Below are 23,252 nucleotides of genomic sequence, written 5' to 3'. Positions count from 1 at the left end.
TTTTTACTCCATAAACTTGCCTCGCTCCATGCCAGACGAACAAACGGAGCTAGACCGGGCAGTTGGAGAGCATTGCCCTCTCCTTGCCCAGTCTGACGCTTCCTAGTTTTGTGCAGTCTTTTTCAAATAGGCCCGCCATGTAATCGCCCATTGCGACGGGTCATCCAGCACAGATTCCTCGATCCGGTGGCATGTGCTGTTATGCGGCGCCGTTTTGACGATCTGCGGATTCGTGTACGCCTCGTCGGAGATGTGTGCCAGTGCATTGACGTATTCGTCGATCTCCGCTTTGGAATACGACTCGGTCGGCTCCAGCGTGAACGGCTCCGGCACATAGTACGGATGGTGGCTGGTCCAGTAATGGTGGGCGAAATCCGCCATGCGGCGCTGCACGTCATACGTGTTGACACCGGTTTCCTGCTTCAGCTGCTCCCAGCTGTAGCGCACCTGCTCCAGACGGCGGCCGTTGACAAACGGCGCGCTGGCGCCACGGATTTGCAGCACTTTGTGGTACAGATAGTTGTTGTTCAGGCAGGCGATTTTGGCAACCTCGACGAGTCCTTCCGCGCCCAGTGCGCGAATCCAGGCATAGGCGCGCAATACCGCTGGCGGTACGCCGTAAAAGCTGCGGACTTTGCCGATCGAGTTTTTCAAATCGCGCTTGTAGAAATAGCGCTCTCCGTCGAATGCGACGATCGGCCCCGGCAAAAATTCCTCCAGCTCCTTCACCACGCCGATCGCGCCTGTGGCAGGTCCGCCGCATGCGTGCGGAATCGAGAACGTTTTGTGCAGGTTGAAGAAGCACATGTCGAATCCGGCTTCTTTGGCGCGGGTGATCCCCAAAAGGCCGTTGGCGTTCGCCTGGTCATAGCAGCACAAGCCGCCTGCCGCATGGACGATGTCAGTGAACTCTTTGATGCGGGAATTGTAGATGCCCGTATCTTCCGGGTTGGCGACCGCAAAGGCTGCCGTGCGCTCGGAAACAAGCTCCTTGAGCTTTTCGATGTCAGGATACCCGTTCTCGTCTGCAGGGCAATAAATAATCTTGAAGCCTTTGACCGCCGCTGTCGCCGCCTGCGACGGGTGGGAGAAGTTGGTCGTGATGTATTCGTTGCGCTGATGCTCGCCGCGCGAGTCAAAATATTTGCGTACGATCGATGCCTGCGTGAACAACGCCTGGGTGCCGCTTCCCGGGTTGAACGAGAAAGCATCCATGCCGGAGATTTCGCGCAGATCAAGATCGAGCTTGTAGGTCATTTCCAGCATGCCCTGCACCGTAGATTCATCCTGCAGCGGGTGCAGCTCCGCCATTTTCGGCGAACGGGCAAACCGCTCGTTGATTTTCGGCGAATACTTCATCGTGCACGTACCTTGCCCCATCTCAACGTTGAAATCAGCGCCCAACACTTCCTGGGAAATGCGGAAATAGTGGCGGATGACGCGCATTTGGCTGATTTCCGGCAAGTTGGGCAGCTTTTTGCGGGAAAGCCCTGCCGGGATTTGCGAGATGCCATTGCCGACTTCTTCGATGATCCCTTGCTCGACGCGCGGAACTTCCACACCGCGCTCGCCTGGCTGGCTCAATTCAAAAATGACCGGCTCATCCCATTTCGCCTGATGAAAACGTCTCACTTTATGTTCACGGGGAATTCGTTTCATATGCTCATCGTCTCCTTCTCGCTCTTCTTTCGCACTACAGCACGCTTTTCACAGCTGCAACGAGCGTGTCGATCTCGTCTTTGCTATGCACCTCTGTCACGCAGTAGAGGGCTGTCTGGCCAAGCTCCGGATAATGGGCGGACAGGTCGACGCCGCCAAAAATGCCATTTGCCAGCAGTGCGTCATTGATCTCTTTGACGGTTTTGCCCGTTTGCGTGAAATCAACGACGAACTCTTTGAAAAACGGCGCATTGAATTTCACGCCGACGCCCGGCAGCTCCGCGAGCTTTTTGGCCGCGTACTGGGAGCGCTGCATGATGCCTTGCCCCACCTCTTGCATGCCGTATGGCCCCATCGTTGCGAGATAGACGCCTGCGGTGATGCCCCAAAGCGCCGTTTGCGTGCCGACGGATTCCTTGCCTTTTTCCCGTTTGGCAAAAGACGTGCGGTCGTACGCCACGTCACCGAAGCCGTATTCGCCTTCCACCTCGGTCGGCGCGATTCCGAACAGGCGGGACGGGTATTCCATGACAAACGTCGGGTCATCATGCGTCGCGATGAAGCCGGACTGTCCGCCGCCATAGTGCATATGAACGCCGAGCGGCTGCAAATCGCCGCACACGATGTCGGCTCCATAGTTGGCCGGCGATTCGAGTACGCCGAGCGAGATCGGATCGACGCCTACCACGCACAGCGCGCCTGCCGCGTGCGCCAGATCGGCGATCTCCTGCCCGTTCGTCTCCAGTGTGCCGAGGAAGGTCGGATTTTCAAAATAGACAGCAGCTACGTTGTCGTTCAGCGCCGCCTTCAGATCGTCGAGGCACAGCGCGCCCGTCTCATCCTGATAATCGACCAGAGTCACTTTCAGATCAGGCGACGTGTAGTTTTTGATGATCAACAGCTTGTCGGGATTGATGTTGCGCGCAACCAACAGCTCCGTGCGCTGCGTGATCCGCGCCGCCATCCGCAGCGAGGTGGACGCCGCCTGCGCCCAGTCAAAAGTCGGCACATTGACGACATCCATATCGACCAGCTCTGCCACCAGGCTTTGGTACTCGAACAGCGCCTGGAAGCGCCCGTGGTCCTCGTACGGTTCACCGGCGTACGCGGTCAAAAATTCCGCGCGTGAGTTCACCTCGTCGCATACGGCTGGAATGAAATGCGGCCAGCAGCCTGCGCCCAAAAACGAAATGTTTTCCTTCGTCGTGATGTTTTTGTTCATCAGCTTGGTGACGTGGCGCTCCAGCTCATATTCCGTCATCGCTTCCGGTATGTTCATCGCTTCCTTGAGCCGCAGCTCAGCGGGAATGTCCGCGTAAATCTCTTCAATGTCAGTAAGGCCAATCTCGCGCAGCATCTGTTCTTTCACTTCCGGCGCCGAGTTGGGGATATACGGGTGTGCGAAACGTTTTTGGCTCATCTTTTCATTACCTCCCATTTGCAAACATTCTGGAATATTTGAAAGCAAGCTCCCTTACGCCAATCCGCCGCCATCGACGACCAGCACCGAGCCGGTCACCCATGCGGACAGATCGCTGGCAAAAAACAGCACGGCATTGGCGATGTCGCGCGGCGTGCCCAGCCGCTCAAGCGGCCTGCCCTGCGCAGACGATACAAGAAAGGATCTTTCGTCTTTATTCAATTGGCGCGCTTCCTCACGCAACAGCGGCGTATCGGTATCGCCCGGGGAGACACAGTTGACGCGAATGTTTTCCGGGCCGTGGTCGATCGCCATCGCGCGGGTCAGGTTGACGACGCCCGCTTTCGCTGCACAATAGGCGGCCGCCTTGTCCCCGCCTTTGATTCCCCAGCCGGAGCCCGTGTTGATGATGCTGCCTCCGCCGTTTTTGGCCATGATCGGGATGACGAATTTGGACAGGTTGTAGGCCCCTTTCAGCGAAACGTCGATCACCAGATCCCAATCCGCTTCCTCCAGCTCGACGACGGTTTTGCGGCGGATGACACCCGCGTTGTTGAACAAAATATCGATGCGGCCCGCCTGGTCTTCAATCGCTTTGGCGACCCGGCTGCACTCTTCCTGTGATACCACATCGCAACGGTGGAATGTTGCTTTGCCACCATTCGCTTCAATTTCGGCGGCTGCTTTTTCCCCCAGCTCTTCCTTGATGTCCAGCAGCATGACATGAACGCCGAATTCGGCCAGCCGCGCGGCCGTGGCGAATCCGATCCCGGACGCTCCCCCTGTCACCAGCGCAACCTTTCCTTCCAATTGAAAAACATCATTTGTGCGTAGCATGGTCGCTTGCAACCTCCCCTGGATGAGCTAACTGAAGCTTTTTTATTTGGTCTCGCTGTCTGCCCGATTTATATTGCAAACACCATGCCAACCTGTGCGAGCGTTGCCCAAACAGATGTCGGCCACAGACAGCGAGCCTTCCCTTTTGTATTTTCACATGCCGTCGCTGCTACAGCCACCTATCGCGCCTTTTTCTTTGCCAATCGTGTCATGACAATTGCCATTTTTGACAAACCTGCTCTTGCTGCCAGGAAGTCGTTTGACAAAACTGACAATTCGTTTGTCATTTTTCGCAATGTTGGATAAACTAAAAGCAATGCGGGCGCTGGCAAACAGCCCGTTTCAATTGGGTGGGTTCCGTATGAGAGCGAGGGATAGAAATGGTTTCGCTTGATCTTTTCAAACCTGCGATTGAAAAAGTGATCACCGGTTTTTCCGACATTTTGAATGTGGACGCTGCCGTGATTAATGGAAACGGCCAGCTTGTCACCAGCACCGAGCGCTATCTGAAGCAGAAAGGCGCCCTCGTCCACGTTCCTTCTATTGAAGTGGTGTTGTCGCGAGGACAGTATTTGGTGGACAAACCCGGGGCGATGGATATGTGCACAGGCTGCCGGTTCAGCACGCACTGTCCCGCTAAAGTCGAGCTGCTCAGCTCGATCAAGGTGGCCAATCAGCCGATCGGCGTCGTTTCCCTCACTTCCTTTACCAAAGAAGGGCAGAACCGCCTGTCCAAAAACACCGAAAAATATCAGCAAATTCTGACGGAAATCACCGAGATGATCACCACGATCATTCGTCTCGAGCGACCGCCGTCAAGCCGAGAGCCTTACGCCCTGCTGCTGGAAGAAACGCTGCACGCCGCTTGCGATGCGTATTTGACGTTTGACCAAAACGGCAAGCTCGTGTTTCACAATACCGCCGCCGACTCCTACCTGCGCAAGCATCAGCTGCAGCCCGATGACCTGTCGCGGATGTTTTCGCCGTCACTCGCGGGCGGAGGAGACGGGCCGCTGCCGCTTGCAAACTGTCTTGGCGACAAGCTCGGTGCCGCAATCGAGGCTTCGCCGATTATCGTGGATAACCAGTTTGTGGGCGGCGTGCTGAAAATCGCGGCCGACCGTCCTCAAGCGGTGTCTGCCGCGTTCCCCCGTCCAGCTTTGCCGAACAGAGGCAGCCTGGATAAAATCATCGGCACAAGTCCCGCCGTCAATGCCTTGAAGCAAAAGACGGAAAAGATCAAAAACAGCTCCTCGACCGTGCTCATCACCGGGGAAACCGGCACGGGAAAAGGGCATCTCGCCCGAGCGATCCACGAAGCGAGCAATCGGGCGTACCAGCCGTTTGTCGCGATCAACTGCGCCAGCATTCCGGAAAACTTGTTTGAAAGCGAATTGTTCGGCTATGAAGAAGGCGCGTTTACCGGAGCGAAAAAAGGCGGCAAGCCCGGCCGCTTCGAGCTGGCGCACGGCGGCACGCTGTTTCTCGATGAGATCGGCGACATGCCGCCAGCCATCCAGCCCAAGCTGCTGCGCGTCCTGCAGGAGATGACGCTGGAACGCGTGGGCGGCACCCGCTCGATTCCAATCGACGTGCGCATCATCGCCGCGACCAATCACGATCTGGAAGAGCTTGTGGCACAGAAAAAATTCCGCGCCGACCTGTATTACCGGCTCGGCGTCATCCCGATCGCGATCCCCTCGCTGCGGGAGCGGCTGGAAGATGTCCCGCTTTTGGCCGAATCGTTCCTGCGCAAATGCGCTGGCAAGACAGGCAAGGCGATCCATGCCATCTCGCCCGAGGCGCTCGACCGGTTGCAGCGGTATACATGGCCCGGCAATGTGCGCGAGCTGGAGAATGCGATCGAGTACGCGATGAACATGGAAAGTACGAACGTCCTGACAGCGGAAAGCTTGCCTGACCGCATCCGTCTGCAGCCGACCGCCCCGGCAGCCGAAGCTTCGCCGATCAAGGCCAAGATCGCGGATGTGCAGATCGAAGCCATCCGGCAGGCGCTGCAAAAGCATGGCAGCGATCTGAAAGGGAAGCAGGAAGTGGCGCGGGAGCTGGGGATCGGGATTCGGACGCTGTATCGCAAGATGAAGGCGTATCAATTGACGTGAGAGCCTCTCGCCAATAGAAAAAGACGTGTCTCCCGCGACACGTCTTTTGTTCGTTTTTTCTATCCTTCCAACGCAAACCGGATCGCCGCTTCCGCATGCAAATACGTCGTATCGAAAATCGGCACCGCGACATCTTCCTGCGCTACCAGCAGGGTAATTTCGGTACAGCCGAAAATCATGCCTTCCGCTCCACGATCAACCAGCTTTTGCATGATGCGGCGGTATTGCTCGCGGGACGATTCCTTGATCCGGCCTGCGCACAATTCGCCGAAAATGATGTTGTGAACCGTTGCGCGGTCGTCTGCTTCCGGCACGATCACCTCGATGCCGTGCCGCTTCATGCGCTCGATGTAAAAGCCCTGCTCCATCGTGTATTGGGTGGCGACCATGCCGACTGTGCGCTTTCCTTGCGCCAAAATTTGGGCGGCGGTCACATCCGCGATATGCAGCAGCGGAATGCTGATGGCGCTTGCCACCTGGTCAGCGATTTTGTGCATCGTATTCGTGCAGATCAAAATACAGTCTGCCCCGGCGCGCTCCAGCCCTTGGGCCGATTCTGCCAAAATGCCTGCTGCCCGCTCCCAATCTCCCGCCTTCTGGCAATCGACAATCTCTTGGAAATTGACGCTGTGCAGCAAACAGCGTGCGGAATGCAAATCTCCTAGTTTTTCACGCACCAGCTCATTTATAATACGGTAATAGACCGCTGTAGATTCCCAGCTCATTCCGCCGATCAGACCGATTGTTTTCATTCTCGTCCCTCTTTTCGTCGCTCTTGTTTCTTTAACATTATCGCGGGTCTATCTATCGGTCAAATGATCGTTTCACATAGTTTCCATGAGAAAAACATCATGTATTTTTGACAGAAAGGGTGCTTTCAATGACACTGCTCCAGTTGCAAGTTTTTCTTTGCGTTGTGGAAACCGGCAGCTTCACCAAGGCGGCGGAACGGCTCAGCATGACACAGTCCGGGATCAGCCACATGATCTCCGGTCTCGAAGAAGAGCTGGGCGTCGTGCTGCTGTCCCGCAGTCGCAAGGGCAGCAAAATGACCGAGGCCGGTGAAAAGCTGTGGGCCCATGCGCGCGCGATCATGCAGCATGTCGAGCAGATTCAAGACGAGATGTTCGCTTTTCGCGGTCTGGAGCGGGGGACGCTGCGCATCGGCACGTTTCCCAGCGTCTCGGCGCGTTTTTTGCCCAGCTTGATGGCCCTGTTCCAAGTCCGGTATCCCGGTATCGAGCTGATTTTGTTCGAGGGGACCAATCAAGAGGTGCGCAACTGGATTCATACCGGCGCTGTCAACGTCGGCTTCGTTTCATTGCCGGATCAGGAATTCGACACGACGCCGGTGATGAAAGACGAAATGCTGCTGCTCCTGCCTGCCGACCACCAGCTCGCTGGTCAGTCCTCGGTTGCCGTCAGCCAGATCGCCCATGACCCGTTCATCCTGACGCGAGCCGGCTGCGAAGGTCTGGTGCTGTCGATGTTCCGCCCAGCCGTGCCACAGGTGAAATATGAAGTGCAGGACACGGCGACGATTTTGGCGATGGTCAAGCAAGGCTTGGGCATCACGATCCTGCCGCAGATGGCACTGCCCGATGACACCAAAGGAATCAGCGCCGTCCGGCTCGACCCGCCTGTCTACCGGCACCTCGGCCTCGCTGTGCAGTCGAGTGCCGCCGCTTCGCCAGCCGTCCGCACGTTCATCCGGGAAGCGGAGACGTTCGGCTGTTCGTTGATGGTGGAGACTGTGGCGGAATGAACATTCGCCCCGCAAAAAGCTGCCCGCAATGCCGGAGGGCAGGTTTTTCGTCGCTCTTATGGTGATCCCGATCAATTGCCGGGGAGAAACCGGGCGCTTACACGCGAAAACGGCTGATCAGCCCTTTCAGTTCCATCGCCATCTCATTTAACGAATGAACCGATGATACGAGCCCTTCGATTGAGACGAGCTGATCCTTTGAAACCGTTGCGACATGCTCGGCATTTTGTGCAGAGATGGCCGCGATGGTGGCACTTTCATCCACGGACGCCGATACTTCCTCGGAGCTTGCCGACATTTGCTCGGAGACCGCCGATACTTCCACGATCTGACCGGACACCGACTCGATCCCTTTGGAAATCCGCTGGAACGCCTGCCCCGCAGTCTCGATGACGCTCATCCCTTCCTGCACATTGCTATTGACCGACGCCATCGCATCCATCGCGCTTTTTGTCTCTTGCTGAATTTCCATGATAAGGCTGGAAATCTGCCGTGCTGACGCATCCGATTGTTCCGCCAGCTTCCTGACCTCATCCGCCACCACCGCAAACCCTCTGCCGTGTTCTCCTGCCCGTGCAGCCTCGATCGCGGCGTTCAGCGCAAGCAGATTGGTTTGGCTTGCGATCCCCGTAATCAGCTCGACAATCTGGCCAATCTCGCCGGATCGCGTCTCCAACAGCTTGACGACATCCGCCGAGTGTTGAACCGCTTCCCGGATCGAGGACATTTGGGCGACGGCGCGCTGAATCGAGCGGTTCCCTGCCTCCGCCTCCTTGGTTGTGCCAAGCGATGCCTCGGAAATCTCGCCCGTCGCCTCCGCGATCCTGCTGATGCCAAGCGCCATCTCTTCGATGACACGGGCGCTTTCCTCCGCCCCGCGCAGCTGGTTTTGCGCCCCGCTCGTCACCTCGTCGATCGAGATGGTGAACTGCTCCGAAGCCACTTTTTGCTGGGCAACCGTCTGCGACAGCTGCTCGGACGACCGACTCAACTGATTCGTCAGTTCGGAAACCTTTTTCACAATCGCCTGCAAATTGCCCTGCATCTTTTGGAAAGCGACCGCGAGCGTCTCGAATTCATTGCCCGTGCGGATCACCTCGATCTTGGTGGACAAGTCATCCTGTGAAATCCGGTTCACCCCTGCGAGCAGCGAGTGAATCGGTTTCAGCGTGCCCGATACAAGCCGAATCAGCAGGAGCGTAGCGAGCAAAATGACGGCAACGCAGATGCCAGCCGACCAGACCATCATGCTGGTGAGGACGCCGACGACATCTTCCTTCGGCACACTTGATAAAACCGTCCAGTTTGTCTCAGGAATTTTGGTCGAAAAGAGCAAGCGGTCTTGCCCGTTTTCCTTCGCTTCCTGCATCAGGTTCTCTTTGCTTGCCACAGCTCTCTGGAAGTAGGCCATTTGCGCGGCATCAAAATCTTTCAGCGCATTTTTGGTCATCATGACCGTCTGGTCGGGATGGTAGATGATCGTCCCGTCTTCAGCAAGGAGCATGTTATAGCTCTTTTCGCTGATTTTCACCGAGGAGACCAGCTTCTGAATATCGTTCAGATCGAGGTCGAGCCCGACCACCCCGGCGAACTCCTGATTGTCGCGCACAATCGGTTTCGAGATGGAGAGCATCGCGACATGGTTGCTTGGATCATAGTAAGGCGCGGTATAATGCAATGTTCCGGATTTTTTCGCACCGTAAAAAAAGTCGTAAGCCGGATCGTTTTCATACTTGCGGATGTCGCCGAACGTCGTCTGGTTAAAAACCGCCTGACCGTTTTGCTGGATGTACCACGAATCTTTCGTGACCGGATTGGTCGGTGCCGGGTAGTAATTGAACCAAAATCCGTTGTATGCCGGATATTTATTCGTCCACTCCTTGATGTGCTGGTCAATGAATGCTCCAGGCTGGTCAAAACGGTAATCCAGCTGTGTCAGGCTGGCCAGACTGTCGACAATCCGGGCGCTTTCCGCAAGCTTGCCGTTCACCGAAACCTGCAAGGCATTCAGTTTGCTCGCTGCGCTTTCATAAGAAGAAGCGCTCACATATTTTTCTGCCTGCAAGTAGCCGAACGTCCCAACGGCAACCAAGGCCAGCACCAGCAATAGCAAAATCGGAACGATCAGCTGTACCCGGATGCTTTTTTTCGCCATCATATCCCCCCTGCTTTTCGCCCCGGAAAAAAGGTCCTCTTACGAATATCGTCCTTTCTCGGTCCAACCTGTAGGCGAAATGACGATAGTTCACTAAATTTTCGAAAAAATCTATCGAAAACGCGGCACTGCGGGATGGATGCACATGCAAAAAACAGCCAGCCACCTGCGATGGTAACTGACTGTCGTTTCCTCATCTATTTAAAGCGGCTGACCGTCCGATACGTGAAACGGAACCGTTTTTCTTTTCTTCAGCTTCAAACGGGTCGCAGCGATACCGCCCAGGATGATCGTATTCCCCACCCACTGAACAGGCGTCACGGTTTCCTGCAGCATGATCCAGGACAAAAATACCGTCGCCGGCAGTTCCACCGAACCGAGAATGCCTGCCAGAGCCGACCCGATCTTGGGCGTTCCGGCTGCAAAGCAGAGGTTGGGAATCAGAACCGAACAGCATGCAATGATGAGCCCCCAGTACCACAGACCGCCTGCAAAGGCTCCATCGGTAAAAGGCGTCGGGCGAAACAATACCCAAACCAGCAGTGTCGCGCTGCTGTTCATGGTCAAGCTGCGCATCCACGGATTGACCTGCACCGCGATGCGTCCGCTCGCTGCAATGACGCCGCTATATGTAACGGCTGACAAGAGACCGAATGCCACACCATATAAAGACAAGCCTGAAAGACCTTCTTTCACCACATTGCTCGCCATCGCCGTCCCGATCAGCAGAAGCACCACCGAGATGATCGTTTCCGGAGCCGGCCGCTTCCGTTCGATCAGACATTCGATGAGTACGCCAATCCAGATGAATTGAAAGATTAGCACAATCGCGATGGAAGCAGGCACGTGCTGCAGCGAGATTTGATAAAAAATACCTGTCATCGCATTCAGCGTACCGGCCAGCAACAGCTGCACCAGCTGTTTGCGGGTTAGTTTCTCCCATTGGCGGAAGAGCGTCGTGCCTACGAACAACAGCATAAATCCCGAGAGCAGCTGCATTCCCAGCACATCCGAAAATGAGTAACCGCGCTCATACGCCATCTTGATCGTAATAGACACAAAGCCGTACACAATAGAGCCGAAAATCACGAGTCCAATTGCTTTCCACTTTTGATTCATTTTGTTTTTTGCACCTTTTTTCTGCTGCTTTTGTCTAGTCGCAAGCTTTTTTACACAACCTTGCTATTGTAGCATACTTTTCGCTTGTACTTTATTTGTAAAAAAATTAAGATATAGTAATGTTTTGCCCGTTAGGTAAAACCATCGCGGTTCGAAAACTCCCGCGTTATCAAAACTAGGAGGCGCATCATGTTTAATTTTTGGTATGGCATTGTTTTTGTACTCGTCAATTTTTGTTTCTTCCTCATCTGTTACCGCATGTTCGGCAAAACCGGGCTGTACGCCTGGGTCGGCGTCGCTACGGTGCTGGCCAACATCCAGGTAGTCAAGACGATCGAGCTGTTCGGGCTCGTGATGACACTGGGCAATACGATGTACGGGACGATCTATTTGACAAGCGACTTGCTCAATGAGAAGTACGGGGAAAAAGAGGCGAAAAAAGCGGTCTGGTTCGGCTTTTTCACGTTGATTATGACGACGGTCATCATGCAGATGGTCCTGCTGTTTCAGCCGCAGGAAGGCGATGTGGCCCAGCCTGCGCTGCAGACGATCTTCGGCTTGATGCCGCGCCTGGCGCTCGGCAGCCTGTGCGCATACGTAAGCAGCCAGTTCATCGACGTCAAAATTTACTCCTTCCTCAAACGGACTTTCCCAAAACGGGAGCAGCTGTGGATCCGCAATAACGGCAGCACGATCATCAGCCAGCTGATCGACACCCTGATCTTTTGCACGATCGCTTTCGCCGGCTTCTATCCGGCAGACGTCTGGTTCGACATCTTCATCACGACCTATTTGATCAAATTCGTGATCTCGGTCGCGACGACACCGGTTCTGTACATCGCGCGCAACTTCACCTTCACCGAGGAGCGGGCGAATTCATAAGGAAGCATGAGGCTCTCTGTTCGCAGGGAGCTTTTTTGTTATGCGTTTATTCCCTCAGCCGATTCTCCAAATTTTTCACTTCGTCAAGCCAAGGCTGAGCCATTTTCAAAATTGCCTACACCCCACGCCCCCCTAACAGTCCCCCGCGTGAGCCTGCCCGTCAAGTATCATGGGACAGGAACCGCCGATCTCTGTCGATCCACTGATCGAGATTCTGCAAAGCGTCTGACCTCTTCATGAAACCGGTCCGGCACCTTTGTCACAATCTGATGGTTTACACCCGAAAGAATGACGGTGCGAGCATTCGGCGCGTGCTTTTCGATAAACCGGGCATAGGGGTGCATCCGCTGATCTTCTTCACCGCACAGGAGCAGCAAAGGCGACGATATTTCCGACAGGCGCGCTGTACAATCGGCGGCATGCCCTGCCTGATACAGATGGAGCAGTGTCGATGAATCCGTACTTTCCATATGGGCCATCCACTCTTGCTGAATCGCCGGATCATCGACATGTGAGGATGCGATGGAACGGGCAAGAAGCCCGATGCCGTGCAGCGCAGTCAACGCTTCGGCCATGTAGAATCGCGTATGCAGATACAGTTCGTTCACCTCGGAAAATCCGCTCACCAAAATGCCCCCGGCAAAAAGATCAGGTGATGCAAGCAGACATTCCAATGCGAGCGGACCGCCCTGCGAATAACCGCATACGATTGCTTTTTGATCGGTGATGCGGGCGAGCAGCTCACATAGCTGCTCCGCGATGGCCGACAGAGAAAAGACTCATGTATCGGCGAGCTGTCGCCGTGGCCCTCCAGATCGGGGATGATCAGTTGAAAGCGGTCTGCCAAGGCATGTTGGGCAAAAAAATTCACGTGCCCGATCGCGGGTGCATGAATCAACAGAAGCGGCGTACCGCTTCCTACCTGCTGAAACGAATAAACCTGTCCGTTCGCTAGCGTGATCTGGTTCAGTTGAGCCACATCCTTTCCAATCTCTCCAGCTTTTTGTATAGGATGAGCGGAATGCCCGGATTTTATCTGCCTGAAACCAACAAATCAACGTTCGCGGGGCATACGATTTCGCCCACTTCGCCCCGCTTGTGTTTTAACTCCCGCTTCATTTTTTCAAAAACTTGTCTGATAATATGGAAACGGTAACCAAAACAATGTTTTATGGAGGCGATCCCTTATACTTCGAGCAATTCATCTCTTTCCCAAGTTCCCCAATCTCGATAAGATCGAAAAAGTAAGAGAAAAATATGATTCCTTATACGGTCTCATACCTCCTCATATTACCCTCGTATTTCCTTTTGAAAGTGATCTTAGTCGGGCAGACCTTCACACTCATTTCGTCGCCTGCGTTGACAAAGTTAGCCCTTTTAAACTTTGCGTAAATGGCATAACCGCAACATCAGACAATTACCTGTTTCTCAACGTAACGGAAGGAGCAGATGAGATAATAGACCTTCATGATCGTTTGTACACCGGCATACTGCGAGGTTTCTTAAACGAACAAATAACGTATACGCCGCATATCACCGTTGGAAGATTCGCTGACACAGCTGCACTTGAACATGCTCTTGCGGCTACCCAACATTTTTCCGAAACATTTGAATGCTTGGTCACAGAGATAACGACCGAGATCATAAAAGACGACCAAAGTTCAGTCATTGAATTTACTGTCCCATTCGGCATCAATGATATTGCCAAATAAGTTACAAAATGAGCATTTTGTTAGACTGCAATCTGTAACCGCGAGACAACATTATTCAAGCAAGCACGTCAAATGAGTAACAACTAATTCGACGCGAGGTGAACACCTTTGTCAATGAAACTTTCTGCTCTCATTTTGAACATTCTCCTGGGGATTGCAGGCGTGTATGTATTCATGTATGTCTTGCTAACTGGTGGTGCACTTGGTGGCAGTCGGCCTCCAAGCCCCACTCCACTAGGCTATTTGGTTATTCTCGTTTACCTATTGCTCTGTTTGGGAGCGAATTATCCTTTTGCAAAAAGGTCTCCCAAAATTTGGCTGTACTGCCTGACAAGTGTTTCCGTATGGCTTGTTTCATTTATCATTACGATTCTTTTATAGGTGCTGCCCATTCACAATCATACGGCGCTTTTAGGCACGGCTAATGCTTGACTGACCGTTTTTACAAGAAACAGCGGCGGACCAAGACTTGAAAAACAATGTCTTGGACTGCCGCTGCAGTTCCTTTTAGGCGTGCCCTTCACTCATAACGCCGGATTTTTCCCTGCATCAGATCGCTTCGGGAATGGAGTCCATCTGATTAACAAAAACATTCGGGCCCGTTTTGGGATTTCCCGGCGGATTTCTCGGGGTTCTTCCCTTCTCCCTCTTCAAAAGCAAGCAGAGCGTTAACTCCATGGCTAAGAATAGCACCCGCTCGAGTAGAAGCCGCTACGAGCAATGCCTCCATGATTTCTTCCACGGTGCCGCCCAAACCTTTGAACTTCTTCACATGCACATCAATGCAATAAGGACATCCGGTGACGTGTGCCACGGTAATTGCGATCAATTCTTTGGTTCGCTCTGGCAGCGCCTGTGCGGTTTGATACACCTGATGTTCATAATGCAAAAAGGCAGCGGCTGCATCAGGACTAAGTTTCATTAACTCCGGAATGCGTTGAAGATTTGCGGGATCATAATACGGTTTCACATCAATCAGCTCCTTATCATTCTTCAAGAGTAGAACAATTTGTTCACTGGCTTGATTGTACGTAAATGACAAGGACTTTTTCTGTGACATGGTCACCTTTCATGCAATCTGTTGAAGCAAGTTGGGCTGATACGGTTCCTTGAGATACCGCCGGTTGGCGGCTATTTTGTTCATGACGCTGACGGGTTCCTCCCTGTCAGAGCCACCTTCCCGTGGAGCATTGCTACACGCCGTTTGACCACATGTTTCGGACAAACACAAATGGAGTATCATTCGGAAAAAGTGGAAAAGCAAGAGGTAGAAGAAAGGGAAGGCGATGAGAAAGACAAAAACCAGCGGAAAGCCTCTTCTCCGGTTTGAGGTTGATTCCTGCTCGGTAATCTCGGTTCGATCAGGTGAGAGCTGCGGGGACGGACCGCTTTTTTCATTTAAACCTGCTTCTGCCTTGAAAAAAGCGATCCTTCTGTAGATGAAGCCGTTTACCGGCCATAAGTGGCACGATTGCGCAGTAGCTCACGAATACTGCCCAAATCTGGCATGAGCTTCTCTGCGTCGGCAATCGACTTCCAAGCGATCTGCTGGATCTCATCATCGGTCGTGCCGATCTCACCGCCCGTAATTTCCCCACGAAAAGTGATGAATGTGGCGTGATGGCTGCCGACTACCTTTTCGGTAATGTGCACAATATCCGACACTTGCACATGGAGACCCGTTTCCTCTCGCGCCTCCCGCACCGCTGCGTGCGCCAAAAGCTCGCCATGCTCGCGTCTCCCGCCTGGCAGGCTCCAGTGCCTTTCATTTTTTACCGTCAGAACTTGGTCGGTTGCTTCATCGTAAAGTAGGACATAGACGACGTCGACGTGGAGTAGGTTCATCGATTTTTTCCTCGATTCTATCAAGAGATTGGTATCGCGATAAGGAAGGAGTTTCTGGGATGAACGTATTTGCGCTCTTCCTGCCTGGGGGACTTTTCTCCTTGCTGGCTGCCTTGTTCCATCAACAGCCTGCCTCATGGCTATTTCACGTGGGCTCGATCATCATCGGGGTGATTGAGCTTGGCGCTGTGGCGTTTTTTAGCAGGAAAAACCCGCGTTTTTTTTCTAGTTGGTGGAAGCCGGTGAGCAGTTGCTTGGTATTGAATCTTTTCGCCAATCTACTCTATCTCGGTCTGTGGCGGGATGGATTGCTGTAACCGTTTCCCCAACACCTGCTCCACCAGCCGCTTGGGGGCTGCGCGCAAATACGCTTCCTTGAGCAACCCCTCGAGCATCCCCCAATTCTCGGGCTCTTTGACCGACACCCAGCCGTGCTGGCCGATGTAGGGCGTTTTAGAAAACGGTTCTTGCTGGATCAAAAACGCTTGAGTCTCGCGGTTGGACTTGAAAGACAGGCTGGGTCCCTCGTCGCTGTCGCCCATAATGATGAACGATTTCCCTTTTACTTTGCAGGTCGTATGGCCGAACCCGTCGACGATTTCCTCCACCTCCGGCAATGAGCGGCAAATGCGTCGAACCTTTTCAAGCATAGCCAAGCCTTTTTTCGATGTAATGGACTTTCCGTTTGGCACCACGTTTACGCCTCCTTCCTCGTTTCTTCAGCAATCCTTCGCGCCGCGCTGCAGCGTGTTTCATGATCGTAGCTGTTTTTTGCAGCAAAAAACAAGTCACGCCGCTCACTGTGAGTCTCTTCTTCCTTTTCGATGAAAAAGGAGATTTCCCTTTGATCCTCCCGAATAAAGCGCTTTCAAAATTCCTCATTCTGTCACATCATTCAAAATTTTTTTGCTGTAGGCTAAAAATAGAGTTGGTCATACTCTTTAGGAGGGATAGGGATGAATCGTACACACTCGATCAAAGGCAAGCATTATGAAATCGAACCGATCGCAGACGGTGTCTTCGCCGCGATTGCGATACCTGGGAGCGGCAGCGTCGGCAACGCGGGGATTATCGATCTTGGCAACAAAACTGTTTTGTTCGACACAGGCAACACCCAACAGGCTGCAGCCGAGCTGGCTCAAGCCGCCATCGAGCTGACACAGCGCCCGGTCGATTATGTCATCAACAGTCACTGGCATGGCGACCATATTCGCGGCAATCAGGTTTTTCCCGAATCTCTTATCCTTTCCACTTCTCTGACCCGTGACATCATGGAACGCGTACATCCTGAACGAATCCGCAGCCAGCAGGAACATTTGCCGCAATTGCAGGCACGCTTGCTCGAATTGGAGCAGCAAATAGCAGTTGAGCGACACGATGATACCCTTCACGCTTTGCAGCAGCAGCACGGGTTTCTTTCCGAAATCGCACATTCGCTGCCATCGCTCTCGCTTGTCTTGCCTCACGTGACGTTTGATGACCAATTGACACTACATGGCAGCAAACGCTCTGCTACGCTTTGCACATACGGCGGCGGGCATACCGCAAGCGATCTGTTTTTGCTGCTGCCTGATTGCGGTATCGCTTTTCTCGGTGATTTGGCTGCGATCAACAATCATCCGCTATTGCGTGACGGCGATCCCGATGGGTGGCTCCGTATTTTGGCTCGATTAAAGCATTTAGAACTACAGAGAATCGTCGTTGGCCATGGCATGACTGCGCGTGCAGACGAACTGGCACAAATGGAAGCCTACATCATGGACCTGCAGCATCTGGTTCAGCGCTTTGCCGCGGCGGGACATGCGGCCGAGCAGATCGAGCAGCTGGAAATGCCCGCTGCCTACCGGGAGTGGCTTGTGCCCGAGCTGTTTCGGCAAAACTGCCTGTTCCTCTTTCAGCGTATGACAACGACGGATTAAACCCGTAGGGCAGGGCCGATTCGGCCATCCGGACAGGCCCTGCTATTTGATTGTAAATTTTTGGTTAAAATTATGTGTATTTTATGTTAAGGTAGAACTGATCCACGTTCAAATCCACCATAAAGGAGTGCCCGGCTTGTATACCGTCTCACTGGAGGCTGCCTTCCGCGAACAGAAGGACCGCATCGGCTCCAAGGCGCAGCAATTGTCCAGGCTGATGCGGGAACATTTTTGCATTCCCGATGGGTTTGTCATCACCACGGAAGCGTTGGCACATTTTCTCGACGCAAACCACTTGGCGAACAGCGCGGCTTTTCCGGATTGCACAGAAGCGTTTTTGCAGGCTGCGATCCCCGACGAGATTCGCGCCGACATCGCCGGTGCCTACCGCCGCTTGACCGGTTCCACCGGTTGTTCGGTCGCTGTCCGCTCCTCCGCCTCTGCGGAAGACTTGCAGGAAGCCTCATTTGCAGGTCAGTATGAAACCATTTTGCACGTCACCGATTTCGACCACCTCCTCACCGCCATCAAACGATGCTGGCTCTCGCTCTTTTCTGACCAAGTCGCCCACTACACCGCCACCAAGCAACTGTCGCTCACCCATTTCCCGATGGCAATTCTCGTCCAGCAAATGATCAACGCCGATGTCTCCGGTGTCGTGTTCACCATGAATCCCGTCACGGGAAACGCAAACGAAATCATCATCAATGCCAGCTATGGACTAGGCGAGTCGATCGTCTCCGGCCTGGTCACCCCCGACTCATTCACCGTTCACAAACATACGGCACAGCTTGCCAAAGAGCTGGGGCCAAAAGAGTTGAAAATCGTCCCCGCCGCTCGCGAAACCCGTGAAATCGAAACAACCGAATCGGAGCAAACCCAATTTTGCCTCGATGACACAGCCGTTCTTGCCATTGCGCGGGAGGCCGCAAGAATCGAAACCTTGTATCGGCTGCCCGTCGATATTGAGTTTGCGATCAAGGAAAAGCAGCTCTACCTTTTGCAGGTTCGCCCGATTACGACATAGGAGGGATCAGGATGCTTCAAATGGCTGATTTCCAAAACAAGCTGCTGCTTGGCGACGAGGACAAAAAACAAGGCTTCTGGGTGCAGGATGATGTTCATCTCGCACACGTCGTCAGCCCGCTTTTCGCCTCATTCCAGATACCGGCCATGACCGAAGGCACCAAAAAGGCGTTTGACCAGCTTCAGCTGCCGATGAGCCAATTCGTCATGAAGCTGTCGGACGGCCGGATTTATCAGCAAACGATTCCCTATCCCGGTGATGTCCACGCGCGCATCGAAGCGCACAAAAAAGCGGTAAAGCCGCTGCTGCCAGTGCTTAAGCAGCGGCTGCTCGATTATGTGGAAGCCGAATTCCTCCCCTTTTACGCGGCGCTTGACCGCTCCACCCAAACGATTGGCACATTGGATGAAGCACGCCGGCAGGTGCTTGCACTGCATGCGTTTTACGAGCGCGCCTGGCAACTCCATTTCGAGATCGTGATGCCGCGAACCTCGCTGTCCATGGCTTTGGAGCAGCTGTATAGCCAGTTGACGGGAGACTCGCAAAGCACCTATGTGTATGAGCTTCTCACCGGCGTGATGAACAAAACGCTTGAGACGGACAGAGGGCTGTGGAAGCTGGCACAGGCCGCTCATGACACACCAGAAGTAAAGACGCTCCTGCTGGAAACGCCGGTCCATGACCTCGCCCGGCGGCTGGCCGAAAGCGAGGAGGGGCGCGCTTTTTTGACTCGGGTGCAGTCGTTCCTGGACGAATACGGCTACCGCACGTCCAATTCACATGAATTCGTCGATGAGACCTGGGTGGAAAATCCGGTGCACGCCTTGTCCATCATCGTCTCCTACTTGCAGAAGGAATACGATTTCGATGCGCATTTCGCGCAAATCGTTTGCGAACGGGAAAGCAAGGCGCAGGCGGTTTTGGACAAAATGCCGGAGGGGGAAGCAAAGGAGCGTTTTGTGCTTTTGTATCAATGGGCGCTCGATTCGTGGGGATTGGATGAAGATCATCATTTTTATATCGACGCGATGCTGCCGGCCAAATCGCGGCTTTTCTTGCTGCGGGTAGGAGAGCTGCTCGTACAGGCGGGAGCGCTTGCCGACCGCAATGATATTTTTTATCTGTACCTGGATGAACTGCTCTCCCTTTTGGATGAGCCCACATCGGTAGAATCGCTGATCGAGTCCCGGAAGACAGCGTACCAGGAGCAAAAGTCGGCCAAAGCCGTGCCATTTTACGGAACCCCTCCGCAAATCGACGGAGATGATCCGGTGCTCGAACGGGTTTTCGGCACCAAGCAGGCTGTCGTGGATGAAACGAAGCAAAGCTTCAGCGGATACGCCGCATCACAAGGCAGTTATACCGGGACGGTCAAGGTGGTGCGAGGACCGGAGGAGTTCGCCAAGGTGCAAAAAGGCGACGTACTCGTGTGCCGGACGACGACGCCTCCCTGGACGGTGCTGTTTTCGCTTGTCGGTGCGGTCGTGACAGATGCTGGCGGGATTTTGTCCCATGCAGGGACGGTCGCGCGGGAATACAAGCTGCCCTCTGTCGTCGGAACCAAAGTGGCGACATCGGTTTTGCGGGATGGGGATACGGTGACCGTCGACGGGACGAACGGAGTTGTCCACTTTGGCAGGGAATAAGCACCCGTTCATCATTCTCGCCATTCTGGCAGGGACGTTTCTCGTTCCCGTCAATTCGACCATGATCGCGGTCGGCTTGCCCAGCATTTCGCAATCGCTCGGAAGCGGGCTTGCCAGCTCCTCCTGGATCATCACGGTTTATTTGATCGTGATGACCGTGCTGCAGCCGATCGCGGGCAAGCTCGGGGACCTCTACGGGAACCGGCGGATGTTTTTGCTCGGCATGTTCCTCTTTCTGCTGTCGTCCACCGCGTGCATCTTTTCGACGAATTTGCTGTGGCTCATCTCGTTTCGCGCCGTGCAGGCCGTCGGCGGCGCCTTGGCCTCGCCCAATGCCAGCGCGATCCTCCGCTTTGTCACGCCTCGGGAACGGCTGGGCAAAGCGTTCGGCGTTTTTGGTTTGACGATGGGGCTGGGTGCGGCGATCGGCCCTCTGGTCGGCTCGCTTCTGATCAGCCAGTGGGGCTGGACCTCCATCTTTTGGATCAATCTGCCGTTCGCCTTGTTCTCGCTCCTGGCGTCATTCGTTTTGCTGCCGAAACGTACGCCAACCGTTCGCGCTGCGCTTGACTGGGTTGGCTCCGCGCTGCTTGCGGTAAGCCTTGTCACACTGATTTTGGTCGTCTCGCACCCTGCATTTTTATCGGTTTGGACGATTGTCCTGTTCGGCCTTTCCACCGCATTGTTCATCGTCCAGGAACGGCGCAGCGGCGCGCCCTTGATCGAATTCGCCCTGTTTCGCAACCGGATGTTCACCAGCGCCAACCTGTCCATTTTGCTCAGCAACGCCGTCATGTACAGCACGATCCTGATCATGCCGATCTTGTTGCAAACCGAGCTGCTTTTTCCCGTAACGACCATCGGCATGCTCCTGTTCGTCTTTTCGCTCGCTTCCTCGCTCTGCTCGTTTGCGGGCGGTCACCTCGAATCGCGTCTGGGCAAAAAGCGAACCGTGCTGCTCTCGTTTCTGTTTTCCGCGCTCGGCGCCCTGGCGTATTTAGGCATCAGCATGACGCACTCGCTGGCTTACCTCTACCTGGCGATGGCGATTGGTGGAATCGGCGCCGGCATCGGCATGGCCTCGATGCAGACAGCTTCCCTGACTTCCGTGCCCAAGGAGATGTCCGGGATTGCCTCCGGGATTTTTTCCACCTTCCGCTATGTGGGGGGCATGATCGCGTCGGTTTTGGTCAGTCTGTCCATCGGGCACGGTCTGCTTTTTTCCCTGCTGCTGCTGTTCGCGCTGGTCGGGGTGCCCGTCTCGTTTGGGCTGGGGGACGGGATTGAGCCAGGGCACGCAGCGAAACAAAAGAATGTCGGTGCGTGAGAACGTGTTGAATGCGGAAGGGGCATCCGGAAACGAAAAGTTTTTTCACGGATGCCCCTATTGTTATGGCATTGCCCCTCAACCCGCCGCTTGTGACACTTCCTCACGATCCGCATACGCTTCCTGTACAAACAAAGCGGCGATGGCTGCGATCAGCCCTGCGATCCCAATGAAAAGGAAAGCAATCTGCAACGACAAAAACAGCGAAATAGCAATCCTATCCGCTGTCGTTATCAAGACTTCCATTACTGCTGCTGGACCTCCCAGAACAGGCGCCCATCTTCCCCAACGATTTCTCCTACGGATGTCAGGAGAATATCGGCCAATTCCCTGAGTTCATCAGAACCGCTTACGCCTGACAGTACACCTACTGCAAGCGCGGCTGATCCATTTTTGGCAAGCAAGAGGTCGACCGTTGTATCTCCCACCACGGCGACCTCTGTCGCTTTCAATTGCGTCTTCTCGCAAAACGCCTCCAGCATGCTGGGATCCGGTTTTTTCTGATAATGATCGGAAGTTCCGATGAAATCGAAATAATGTTTGACTCCCAACTCTTCTAAACATGCAATTGTCGATTCCCAGTCATCTGCAGTCGCAATCCCCACTTTGATTCCAAGGGAACGAAGCTGTTGAAATAGCTTTTGCAAATCTGCCGTTGGAATGATATGTTGCGTGTTCGATTGGGTCAAGTGGTAGATGGTTTGGGTAATCCATGTTTCCAAGTTTTCAATTTGATTCGGGTCGACTTTATCGTGTTCTAGCTGTTGGCAAAATGCCGCATAGATGTCTTCGGATGTGCCGCTGGCAAGTATCCCTTTCGGATCAACCTGATTGCCGTTCAAACCGATCGCTCGCAACAATTTTTCTTCAAGCATGGCGTGTGCAGCAAGTCCATGCTCATGAAGAAACCGCTCCACCAGCTGTTTGGCAAGTGGAACAAAAAAAGGATGAAAATCGAGTAACGTCCCATCCTTGTCAAACAAGATGCCTTTAATCCGACTCACTGTTGTTTCCTCCATTTTCTTCGATTCCGGCTGTGATCCATTCGATCTGTTCCAACTGTGATTCCCACCCATGCGGAACTTCTTGATCACAAACAATCACATCAATCTCCTGCAGCGGAGAAATTTTGCATAATGCTTCAATTCCTAATTTCGAGTGGTCCACGAGAATGATCACTTCTTTGGCGACGCCAATCATCTTTCTTGAAATGGCTGCCTCCTCGATCTCATACTCCGAAAGCCCGGATAAAGCGATTCCGCCTGGCGACACAAACGCTTTGTTTACTTTCAAATGATCTAACATGATTTCACATAAAGCACCTCTGGAGGAATGCTGTTCTGCATGCAACGCTCCGCCTACAAAAATCACCTCTCCGCTAAACAATCCTTGATTCAATGAGTCCATGAGAACATTTGCTGTGGGAAGGGAATTCGTGACGATCGTAAGCTTTGTTAGACCACGTATATGATGCGCCATTTCCAATACCGTCGTACCGCCACCCATGACGAATGTATCGCCGTGATTAATCAGTTTTGCAGCACAATTTGCGACTTTTTGCTTGGACGCGGTTCGCACATTTTGTCGCTGGGCAAATGGCGGTTCCCCAAGATCAAAATTGCTTTTGACCGCCCCTCCATGCACGCGCTTCAAATAGCCTTCCTTTTCCAGCAAATCGAGATCCCGACGAATCGTTTCCATCGAGACATCGAACACACGAGACAGCTCGGAGGCATTGACTTTCCCGCTCGTTTGCAGTTGATCCAGAATGATCTTTTTTCTCTCTACAGACAAAATCGACACGAACATTTCACCT

Annotated in this window: 24 protein-coding genes; 10 read left to right on the top strand and 14 right to left on the bottom strand. The window is 53.7% G+C overall.

Features of this window, described 5'->3' with window-relative positions; genetic code table 11:
• Positions 1-102: 102 nt before the first annotated feature.
• The 3 genes from gcvPB to ACTID9_RS06415 are packed head-to-tail and all read right to left on the bottom strand — an operon-like array spanning position 103 to position 3,916.
• Complete coding sequence (gene gcvPB / locus ACTID9_RS06425) at positions 103-1,659, bottom strand: aminomethyl-transferring glycine dehydrogenase subunit GcvPB (RefSeq protein ID WP_441070411.1); 1,557 nt, start codon at positions 1,657-1,659, stop codon at positions 103-105.
• A 34-nt stretch (positions 1,660-1,693) separates the two neighbouring features.
• Positions 1,694-3,079 carry an aminomethyl-transferring glycine dehydrogenase subunit GcvPA gene (gene gcvPA / locus ACTID9_RS06420; protein ID WP_441070410.1) on the bottom strand — a complete coding sequence of 462 codons (1,386 nt, stop codon included), beginning with the start codon at positions 3,077-3,079 and terminating at the stop codon, positions 1,694-1,696.
• A gap of 54 nt (positions 3,080-3,133) precedes the next feature.
• A complete protein-coding gene (locus ACTID9_RS06415) occupies positions 3,134-3,916 on the bottom strand; it encodes an SDR family NAD(P)-dependent oxidoreductase (protein WP_441070409.1) in 783 nt (260 codons plus the stop codon).
• A 6-nt stretch (positions 3,917-3,922) separates the two neighbouring features.
• Between ACTID9_RS06415 and ACTID9_RS06410 the strand changes: the two genes are divergently transcribed.
• A complete protein-coding gene (locus tag ACTID9_RS06410) occupies positions 3,923-4,222 on the top strand; it encodes a hypothetical protein (protein ID WP_441070408.1) in 300 nt (99 codons plus the stop codon).
• A 74-nt stretch (positions 4,223-4,296) separates the two neighbouring features.
• Positions 4,297-6,039 (top strand): sigma-54 interaction domain-containing protein, encoded by a 1,743-nt coding sequence (locus ACTID9_RS06405; protein WP_441070407.1) that lies wholly within the window; start codon positions 4,297-4,299, stop codon positions 6,037-6,039.
• Between the two features lie 59 nt (positions 6,040-6,098).
• Here ACTID9_RS06405 and ACTID9_RS06400 read toward each other — a convergent pair whose 3' ends face one another.
• Positions 6,099-6,791, bottom strand: coding sequence for an aspartate/glutamate racemase family protein (locus ACTID9_RS06400; RefSeq protein WP_441070406.1), 693 nt, complete (start codon positions 6,789-6,791; stop codon positions 6,099-6,101).
• Positions 6,792-6,919: 128 nt separating this feature from the next.
• Here ACTID9_RS06400 and ACTID9_RS06395 point away from each other — a divergent pair, with 128 nt between their 5' ends.
• Positions 6,920-7,804 (top strand): LysR family transcriptional regulator, encoded by an 885-nt coding sequence (locus ACTID9_RS06395; protein ID WP_441070405.1) that lies wholly within the window; start codon positions 6,920-6,922, stop codon positions 7,802-7,804.
• A 97-nt stretch (positions 7,805-7,901) separates the two neighbouring features.
• On the opposite strand, the gene ACTID9_RS06390 is transcribed toward ACTID9_RS06395, so the two are convergent.
• Together ACTID9_RS06390 and ACTID9_RS06385 are read right to left on the bottom strand one after the other, a co-directional pair.
• Positions 7,902-9,962, bottom strand: coding sequence for a methyl-accepting chemotaxis protein (locus ACTID9_RS06390; protein ID WP_441070404.1), 2,061 nt, complete (start codon positions 9,960-9,962; stop codon positions 7,902-7,904).
• A gap of 198 nt (positions 9,963-10,160) precedes the next feature.
• Positions 10,161-11,078, bottom strand: coding sequence for an EamA family transporter (locus ACTID9_RS06385; RefSeq protein ID WP_441070403.1), 918 nt, complete (start codon positions 11,076-11,078; stop codon positions 10,161-10,163).
• A gap of 189 nt (positions 11,079-11,267) precedes the next feature.
• Here ACTID9_RS06385 and ACTID9_RS06380 point away from each other — a divergent pair, with 189 nt between their 5' ends.
• Positions 11,268-11,960, top strand: coding sequence for a queuosine precursor transporter (locus tag ACTID9_RS06380; RefSeq protein WP_441070402.1), 693 nt, complete (start codon positions 11,268-11,270; stop codon positions 11,958-11,960).
• Positions 11,961-12,127: 167 nt separating this feature from the next.
• On the opposite strand, the gene ACTID9_RS06375 is transcribed toward ACTID9_RS06380, so the two are convergent.
• Both ACTID9_RS06375 and ACTID9_RS06370 read right to left on the bottom strand, forming a co-directional pair.
• Positions 12,128-12,688, bottom strand: coding sequence for an alpha/beta fold hydrolase (locus ACTID9_RS06375; protein ID WP_441072445.1), 561 nt, complete (start codon positions 12,686-12,688; stop codon positions 12,128-12,130).
• Positions 12,583-12,939, bottom strand: a complete 357-nt coding sequence (locus tag ACTID9_RS06370) for an alpha/beta fold hydrolase (protein ID WP_441070401.1) — start codon at positions 12,937-12,939, stop codon at positions 12,583-12,585. Before ACTID9_RS06370 ends, ACTID9_RS06375 begins: the two co-directional genes overlap by 106 nt.
• A gap of 208 nt (positions 12,940-13,147) precedes the next feature.
• Between ACTID9_RS06370 and ACTID9_RS06365 the strand changes: the two genes are divergently transcribed.
• Positions 13,148-13,672 carry a 2'-5' RNA ligase family protein gene (locus ACTID9_RS06365; RefSeq protein WP_441072443.1) on the top strand — a complete coding sequence of 175 codons (525 nt, stop codon included), beginning with the start codon at positions 13,148-13,150 and terminating at the stop codon, positions 13,670-13,672.
• A 580-nt stretch (positions 13,673-14,252) separates the two neighbouring features.
• Here ACTID9_RS06365 and ACTID9_RS06360 read toward each other — a convergent pair.
• Entirely contained in the window at positions 14,253-14,732 is a 480-nt protein-coding gene (locus ACTID9_RS06360) for a carboxymuconolactone decarboxylase family protein (RefSeq protein ID WP_441070400.1), read from the bottom strand.
• A gap of 389 nt (positions 14,733-15,121) precedes the next feature.
• Positions 15,122-15,517, bottom strand: a complete 396-nt coding sequence (locus ACTID9_RS06355; RefSeq protein WP_441070399.1) for an NUDIX hydrolase — start codon at positions 15,515-15,517, stop codon at positions 15,122-15,124.
• A gap of 59 nt (positions 15,518-15,576) precedes the next feature.
• On the opposite strand from ACTID9_RS06355, the gene ACTID9_RS06350 reads away from it, so the two are divergent.
• Positions 15,577-15,834 (top strand): hypothetical protein, encoded by a 258-nt coding sequence (locus ACTID9_RS06350; RefSeq protein ID WP_441070398.1) that lies wholly within the window; start codon positions 15,577-15,579, stop codon positions 15,832-15,834.
• Here the strand turns inward: ACTID9_RS06350 and ACTID9_RS06345 are convergent.
• On the bottom strand, positions 15,796-16,212 hold the full coding sequence (locus tag ACTID9_RS06345; protein ID WP_441070397.1) for an MmcQ/YjbR family DNA-binding protein: 417 nt from the start codon (positions 16,210-16,212) through the stop codon (positions 15,796-15,798). The two genes, ACTID9_RS06350 and ACTID9_RS06345, sit on opposite strands and share 39 nt — an antisense overlap.
• A 261-nt stretch (positions 16,213-16,473) precedes the next feature.
• On the opposite strand from ACTID9_RS06345, the gene ACTID9_RS06340 reads away from it, so the two are divergent.
• The 4 genes from ACTID9_RS06340 to ACTID9_RS06325 all read left to right on the top strand — a co-directional run bounded on the left by ACTID9_RS06340 (position 16,474) and on the right by ACTID9_RS06325 (position 21,436).
• Positions 16,474-17,436, top strand: a complete 963-nt coding sequence (locus ACTID9_RS06340) for an MBL fold metallo-hydrolase (protein WP_441070396.1) — start codon at positions 16,474-16,476, stop codon at positions 17,434-17,436.
• Positions 17,437-17,572: 136 nt separating this feature from the next.
• Positions 17,573-18,463: a PEP/pyruvate-binding domain-containing protein gene (locus tag ACTID9_RS06335; protein ID WP_441070395.1), complete on the top strand. Its 891-nt coding sequence runs from the start codon at positions 17,573-17,575 to the stop codon at positions 18,461-18,463.
• Positions 18,464-18,474: 11 nt separating this feature from the next.
• A complete protein-coding gene (locus ACTID9_RS06330) occupies positions 18,475-20,109 on the top strand; it encodes a PEP-utilizing enzyme (RefSeq protein WP_441070394.1) in 1,635 nt (544 codons plus the stop codon).
• Entirely contained in the window at positions 20,096-21,436 is a 1,341-nt protein-coding gene (locus ACTID9_RS06325; RefSeq protein WP_441070393.1) for an MFS transporter, read from the top strand. The genes ACTID9_RS06330 and ACTID9_RS06325 overlap by 14 nt, the downstream gene beginning before the upstream one ends.
• A gap of 78 nt (positions 21,437-21,514) precedes the next feature.
• Here the strand turns inward: ACTID9_RS06325 and ACTID9_RS06320 are convergent, their stop codons facing one another.
• Genes ACTID9_RS06320 through ACTID9_RS06310 form a run of 3 tightly spaced genes read right to left on the bottom strand, consistent with a single transcriptional unit; the run spans position 21,515 to position 23,239 of the window.
• The gene (locus tag ACTID9_RS06320) at positions 21,515-21,682 is read right to left on the bottom strand and encodes a hypothetical protein (protein ID WP_441070392.1); all 168 of its coding nucleotides are present in this window, start codon (positions 21,680-21,682) and stop codon (positions 21,515-21,517) included.
• Complete coding sequence (locus tag ACTID9_RS06315) at positions 21,682-22,440, bottom strand: HAD family hydrolase (protein ID WP_441070391.1); 759 nt, start codon at positions 22,438-22,440, stop codon at positions 21,682-21,684. Before ACTID9_RS06315 ends, ACTID9_RS06320 begins: the two co-directional genes overlap by 1 nt.
• Positions 22,427-23,239, bottom strand: coding sequence for a DeoR/GlpR family DNA-binding transcription regulator (locus tag ACTID9_RS06310; RefSeq protein WP_441070390.1), 813 nt, complete (start codon positions 23,237-23,239; stop codon positions 22,427-22,429). Before ACTID9_RS06310 ends, ACTID9_RS06315 begins: the two co-directional genes overlap by 14 nt.
• Positions 23,240-23,252: the final 13 nt, after the last annotated feature.

Origin of the sequence: Brevibacillus fluminis, assembly GCF_052072235.1 — a bacterium.
GTDB lineage: Bacteria > Bacillota > Bacilli > Brevibacillales > Brevibacillaceae > Brevibacillus_D > Brevibacillus_D fluminis_A.
Note: the sequence above shows the minus strand (reverse complement) of the source record. Positions and strands in the feature narration are given on the sequence as shown.